At 37.9% G+C, this 6000-nt stretch carries 4 protein-coding genes; 1 reads left to right on the top strand and 3 read right to left on the bottom strand.

The window, feature by feature from the left end:
* Positions 1–2178 (top strand): methyl-accepting chemotaxis protein (locus F6K40_RS09535; protein WP_293134659.1); only part of this gene is annotated, 2178 nt, incomplete at its 5' end.
* Positions 2179–2886: 708 nt separating this feature from the next.
* Here F6K40_RS09535 and F6K40_RS09530 read toward each other — a convergent pair.
* The 3 genes from F6K40_RS09530 to F6K40_RS09520 all read right to left on the bottom strand — a co-directional run bounded on the left by F6K40_RS09530 (position 2887) and on the right by F6K40_RS09520 (position 5204).
* A complete protein-coding gene (locus tag F6K40_RS09530) occupies positions 2887–3708 on the bottom strand; it encodes a CheR family methyltransferase (protein WP_293134656.1) in 822 nt (273 codons plus the stop codon).
* Positions 3709–3840: 132 nt separating this feature from the next.
* Positions 3841–4149, bottom strand: coding sequence for a hypothetical protein (locus F6K40_RS09525; protein ID WP_293134653.1), 309 nt, complete (start codon positions 4147–4149; stop codon positions 3841–3843).
* A complete protein-coding gene (locus tag F6K40_RS09520) occupies positions 4146–5204 on the bottom strand; it encodes a protein-glutamate methylesterase/protein-glutamine glutaminase (protein WP_293134651.1) in 1059 nt (352 codons plus the stop codon). The genes F6K40_RS09525 and F6K40_RS09520 overlap by 4 nt, the downstream gene beginning before the upstream one ends.
* Between the last annotated feature and the right edge of the window lie 796 nt (positions 5205–6000).

Genomic DNA, 6000 nt, shown 5'->3' with positions numbered 1-6000 from the left:
CAGGTGAGAAATATTGCCGAGGTTGCGACTGCTGTTGCTGAAGGAGATTTAACTCAGAAAATTACTGTGGATGCTCAAGGGGAAATATTGGAACTGAAAACTACCCTGAATAAAATGGTAGATCAACTTAATGCTTTTAGTGGAGAGGTAACGCGAGTTGCTAAGGAAGTCGGAACGGAAGGAACATTGGGAGGTCAAGCAAAAGTTGAGGGAGTTGCCGGAACTTGGAAAGAGTTGACTGATAATGTCAATGGTATGGCAGCGAACTTAACTTTGCAGGTGAGAAATATTGCCGAGGTTGCGACTGCTGTTGCTGAAGGAGATTTAACTCAGAAAATTACTGTGGATGCTCAAGGGGAAATATTGGAACTGAAAACTACCCTGAATAAAATGGTAGATCAACTTAATGCTTTTAGTGGAGAGGTAACGCGAGTTGCTAAGGAAGTCGGAACGGAAGGAACATTGGGAGGTCAAGCAAAAGTTGAGGGAGTTGCCGGAACTTGGAAAGAGTTGACTGATAATGTCAATGGTATGGCAGCGAACCTTACCCTTCAAGTCCGAAACATTGCCGAAGTTGCGACTGCTGTTGCTGAAGGAGATTTAACTCAGAAAATTACTGTGGATGCTCAAGGTGAAATTTTGGAACTAAAGACTACCTTGAATAAAATGGTAGATCAACTTAATGGTTTCTCATCAGAAGTAACACGAGTTGCTAAGGAAGTCGGAACGGAAGGAACATTGGGAGGTCAAGCAAAAGTAGAGGGAGTTGCCGGAACTTGGAAAGAGTTGACTGATAATGTGAATGGTATGGCAGCGAACCTTACCCTTCAAGTCCGAAACATTGCCGAAGTTGCGACTGCTGTTGCTGAAGGAGATTTAACTCAGAAAATTACTGTGGATGCTCAAGGAGAAATTCTCGAACTTAAGACTACCTTGAATAAAATGGTAGATCAACTTAATGGTTTCTCATCAGAAGTAACGCGAGTTGCTAAGGAAGTCGGAACGGAAGGAACATTAGGAGGTCAAGCAAAAGTAGAGGGAGTCGCTGGAACTTGGAAAGAGTTGACTGATAATGTGAATGGTATGGCAGCGAACCTTACCCTTCAAGTCCGAAACATTGCCGAAGTTGCGACTGCTGTTGCTGAAGGAGATTTAACTCAGAAAATTACTGTGGATGCTCAAGGAGAAATTCTCGAACTTAAGACTACCCTGAATAAAATGGTAGATCAACTTAATACCTTCTCTTCTGAAGTAACGCGGGTTGCCAAAGAAGTCGTTGCCGGACAATTAGGTGGTCAAGCGCAAGTACAAGATGTCAGGGGAGTTTGGAAAGATTTGACAGATAACGTCAATACAATGGCAGCTAACCTTACCGAACAAGTGAAAAAAATTGCCCAAGTAGCGATCGCTGTTGCTAAGTCATCTGAGGAGATGATGGCGGAAAGTCAAACTATGAGTCAAGCATCTCAAGAAACCTCGACTCAAGCAGAGTCAGTTTCTAGTACCGCCGAACAAGTTAGCGCTAATGCTCAGTCAGTTGCTACTGGTGTAGAAGAAATGACTGCTAGTATCCGAGAAATTGCCAAAAATGCCACTAATGCTGCTCAAGTTGCCACAACTGCTGTCGAAACCGCCGAAACTACTAATGAAACCATTGGTAAATTAGGAGTTAGTAGTACAGAAATAGGTAAAGTGATTAAAGTTATTACTTCTATTGCTCAACAAACAAACCTCCTCGCTCTCAACGCCACCATTGAAGCAGCAAGAGCGGGAGAAGCAGGAAAAGGTTTTGCGGTAGTTGCCAATGAAGTTAAAGAGTTAGCAAAACAAACCGCCAGTGCAACCGAAGATATTAGTCAAAAAATTGAAGCTATCCAAGGAGATACTAAAGGAGCAGTAGAAGCGATCGGTCAAATTACCGCTATTATTAATCAAATTAACGACATTCAAAATACGATCGCTTCAGCGGTAGAAGAGCAAACCGCCACTACCAACGAAATTGCCCGCAACGTTAACCAAGCAGCAGAAGGATCGTCAGGAATTGCGCGTAATATTACCAGTGTGGCACAAGCGGCGCAAAGTACCAATAATAGCGCAGGCAAAACCCAACAGTCTGCAACGGAGTTATCCAAAACGGCGGGAGACTTACAAGAATTAGTCAATCAGTTTAAATTTTAGGTACTCCTGCATAGTAATGGTATGCAGGACTTACGCAAAGAAACCCGGTTTCTACGGTAAATCATTGTTTTTGACAATAAACATCTACGAGAAACCGGGTTTCTGGGTTCGCATGGCTTTAGTCCTGAGTATGCAGGAAAAAGGAATACAAAACACGGGAGCAAGATGCTCCCACTGTTCTCGTGACAAATACAACGACAGCGCACAATCATTAACTTTTGACTTTTGATTGACTTTGTTGCATGAAAGTAGCGACAGAATTCCATTCCGCAGCTATATCCCTCTTTTTCGCGATTATTGATGTTCTATTTATCTATTTCTATTGTTTCTATTGTCCAATAGTTAGGACTGGTTGATATAGCCTCAAAGCTTTTTCCCATAAAGGTTTCACCTTTTTTATCTATTGGACAATAGTTATAGCAACAGGACTTACGCAAAATATTGTCTTTTTATTGTCCAATAGTTAGAGCTTGTTGATAGAGCATTAAAGCTTTTGCCAGTAAAGGTTTCAGGATTTTTATTTCAAAGATTGATGTTTTATTTATTGTCCAATAGTTACAGCAGTTTCCGCCCGTTGATGAAGTACAGATGCGGAGCAAGTGCGGCAGCTATATACTTTCATGCAACAAAGCTCTTTTGATTTGAACTTCCACGTTTTGATCCTATAAAATCTGACTTTTGAATTTTAACTTCTGACTTCTGACTTCGTTAACTTCGCAACCGATAACAAATCGCCTTATCAAACTTAACTACTTCAAAATTATCATCAATATTAATCGTTGTTTCTCCCCCTCCTAGAAATAAATAACCATCAGGTTTTAATAACTGTCGAACTTGGAAAAGAATATTTTGCTTAGTCTTAACATCAAAATAAATTAATACATTTCTTAAAAAAATCAAATCCATTTTTGGCAAACTATTCCATGTATTAGATAAATTTAATTGCTGAAATACTATTCGATCGCGAACTTCTGAAATAATTTCCCATTCCTTTCCATGCTGCTGAAAATATTTATCCCGCAAATAAACTGACAATCCTCTATTAATTTGATGCTGATTATAACGTCCAGTCCGTGCTAATTTGAGCATTTGCTCAGAAATATCAGAGGCAAGAATTGAAACATTCCAATTATTAATTATGGGAAAATATTCCTGTAGTAAAATTGCTATACTATAAGTTTCTTGACCACTAGAACAAGCAGCAGACCAAATATTAAGAGAACGCTCGATTTTTCGTTTATTTATTAATTCTGGTAAGATGAACTTTTGCAGAGCTTCAAAAGGATAATTATCCCGAAAAAAAAATGTTTCAGTAGTCATCAAAGCTTCAACTACCCGTTCATGTAAATTATTCTCAGAATAAATCCGTAGTTTAGCAATTAATTTACTGACAGAATTAAGTTTTTCTGAACTAGCTATAGGTGCCAAACGAGACTCAACAAAATAAACCTTATCATCTGGTAAAACAACCGATGTTTTTTGCTCAAGAAGTTGACGAATATATTCAAAATCAATAGAACTAATAGACATAATATAGAGTAGGAATTTAGGAATTGCGGAGATAGTTAATAATTTTGTAGGTTGGGTTAAGCGACAGCGAACCCAACAATAATCAAGAATAATATAACAATCCTAAATGATTTCTCAAAAATCCATTATTTATTAATTCTGGTAAGATGAATTTTTGCAGAGCTTCAAAAGGATAATTATCCCGAAAAAAAATGTTTCAGTAGTCATCAAAGTTTCAACTACTCGTTCATGTAAATTATTCTCAGAATAAATCAGCATTTTAGCAATTAATTGACTGACAGAATTAAGCTTTTCTGAACTAGCTATAGGTGCCAAACGAGACTCAACAAAATAAACCTTATCATCTGGTAAAACAACTGATGTTTTTTGGTTAAGAAGTTGACGAATAATGTTGGGTTTCGATTCCTCAACCCAACCTACTACTTCCAATTTCCTAATCAATCAATTCTACGAATAATCTCTTCAGCTAATTTATTCAAAGGCAAAATCTTATCAGCAAGTCCCGCATTAGCAACCATTCCTGGCATTCCCCAAACCACACTACTAGCTTCATCTTGGACCAAAACTTGCCCTCCCACTTCACGAATAGAAGCACAACCATGGAGTCCATCTTGCCCCATACCTGTTAATACCACCCCAAGTACGCCCCCTTGATAAAGTTTGGCCACCGAACGAAACAAAACATCTACCGCTGGACGACAGGAATTTTCACGAGGGGTTTGTATCGTTTGAATGCGAACTTGTGTACCTTCCCTCACTAAAACAATATGATAATCCCCTGGTGCAATCCAAGCTTCTCCAGATTTAATCACATCTCCGTCTTTCGCTTCATGGACAGGAATTTGACATTGAGAAGACAACCTTTCCGCTAACCGAGTGGTAAATACAGGAGGCATATGTTGGACAATAACAATAGGCACCCTCAAATTTGCCGGAAACCCTTGTAAAAGCTGATATAAGGCTTCTGGCCCTCCTGTAGAAACCCCAATAGCTACAATTTCTACTTTAGAGGACAAAAGCTGAGTAGGAACCTTTCTCTGCTTGGAAATAATAGGTGCGGTTAAAGACTTTTTGGGCAAAGTAACTCCACGGCTACAGAAAACTTCAATTTTAGGAATTAATTGTTTTCGGATATATTCAAGAGCAGCTTCTTTGCTACCTAGATTAGCAGGTTTAGTAACATAGTCATTAGCTCCTAAAGTTAGAGCATCCAATGTAGCCATTGCCCCTCGTTCAGTAATAGCACTAAACATAATTACTGGGAGTTGTTTATAGGTTTGTCGAATTCTTCTTAAAGTTTCTAAACCATCTATTTCTGGCATCTCCACATCAAGTATGATGAGGTCAGGGTTAACTTGGGGAATCTTTGCTAAAGCGATGTGGCCATTTGGCGCTACACCCACTACTTCTATTTGATCTGACTCAGATAAGACATTGTTTAGCATTCGGCGAACAATCACCGAATCATCAACAATGAGAATACGGAGTTTAGGCATAATAACTTGATTATATTTCTTTTTCTCCAGCCTCTCAGTATGGAAATTCTGGGAATTACTTCTAGGGTTTTACGGAAGTTAAAAGTCTGTAGGGGTGATTCGCGAATCACCCCTACAAAAGTCATGTATTAAGATTTTATAGGCTCAAAACTTTGAGACTTAATTTGAGTAAATTATTTCATATAGTTTGAAACTATTTGTGACATCTTTAAAGTGAATTGGTTTTACTACTTAATGAGTGAAGTATTGAGAATTTTCGTGTTTTCCTCAAACACTGGAGCATAATATTCATAATAGAGCAGGATGCTCATACTACGATCTAATTTTCTATTTAATACTGATGGAAATAAACATAAAATATGGCAATCCACGCATTGGTTGTAATAATTTTTATAACAATTAATTTTAATTTAAAACCTCCAAAATTCTGAATCCTGACTCCTAACTACAACCAAAATATTACAACTTAAATATAATTACCATAATTAATAATTAATATAGCGTTTCCCAAGCTCTCGGAGGTACAGTTGTTTTTCTTCTTTATTATTTCTACGGAATGACAATTACTACTCCTTATTCCCTACTCCCTACTCCCTATTCCCTGTTCCCTGTTCCCTAAAACCAAAGAATTTTGTACCTCACGCTTTTTGGGAATTGCTATAGTTATTAATTAAATAATTCAGGTTGAAAGCCTCCCCTTTCAAGGGGGAAAAAAAGAATAATTTTTCCTTTTACTAAATCCTCTCCTTAAAAGGAAGAGGTAATTATTAATTATTAATTGTTAATTGCTGAATAT

The organism is Okeania sp. SIO3I5 (assembly GCF_010672085.1).
Taxonomy (GTDB): domain Bacteria; phylum Cyanobacteriota; class Cyanobacteriia; order Cyanobacteriales; family Microcoleaceae; genus Trichodesmium.
Note: the sequence above shows the minus strand (reverse complement) of the source record. Positions and strands in the feature narration are given on the sequence as shown.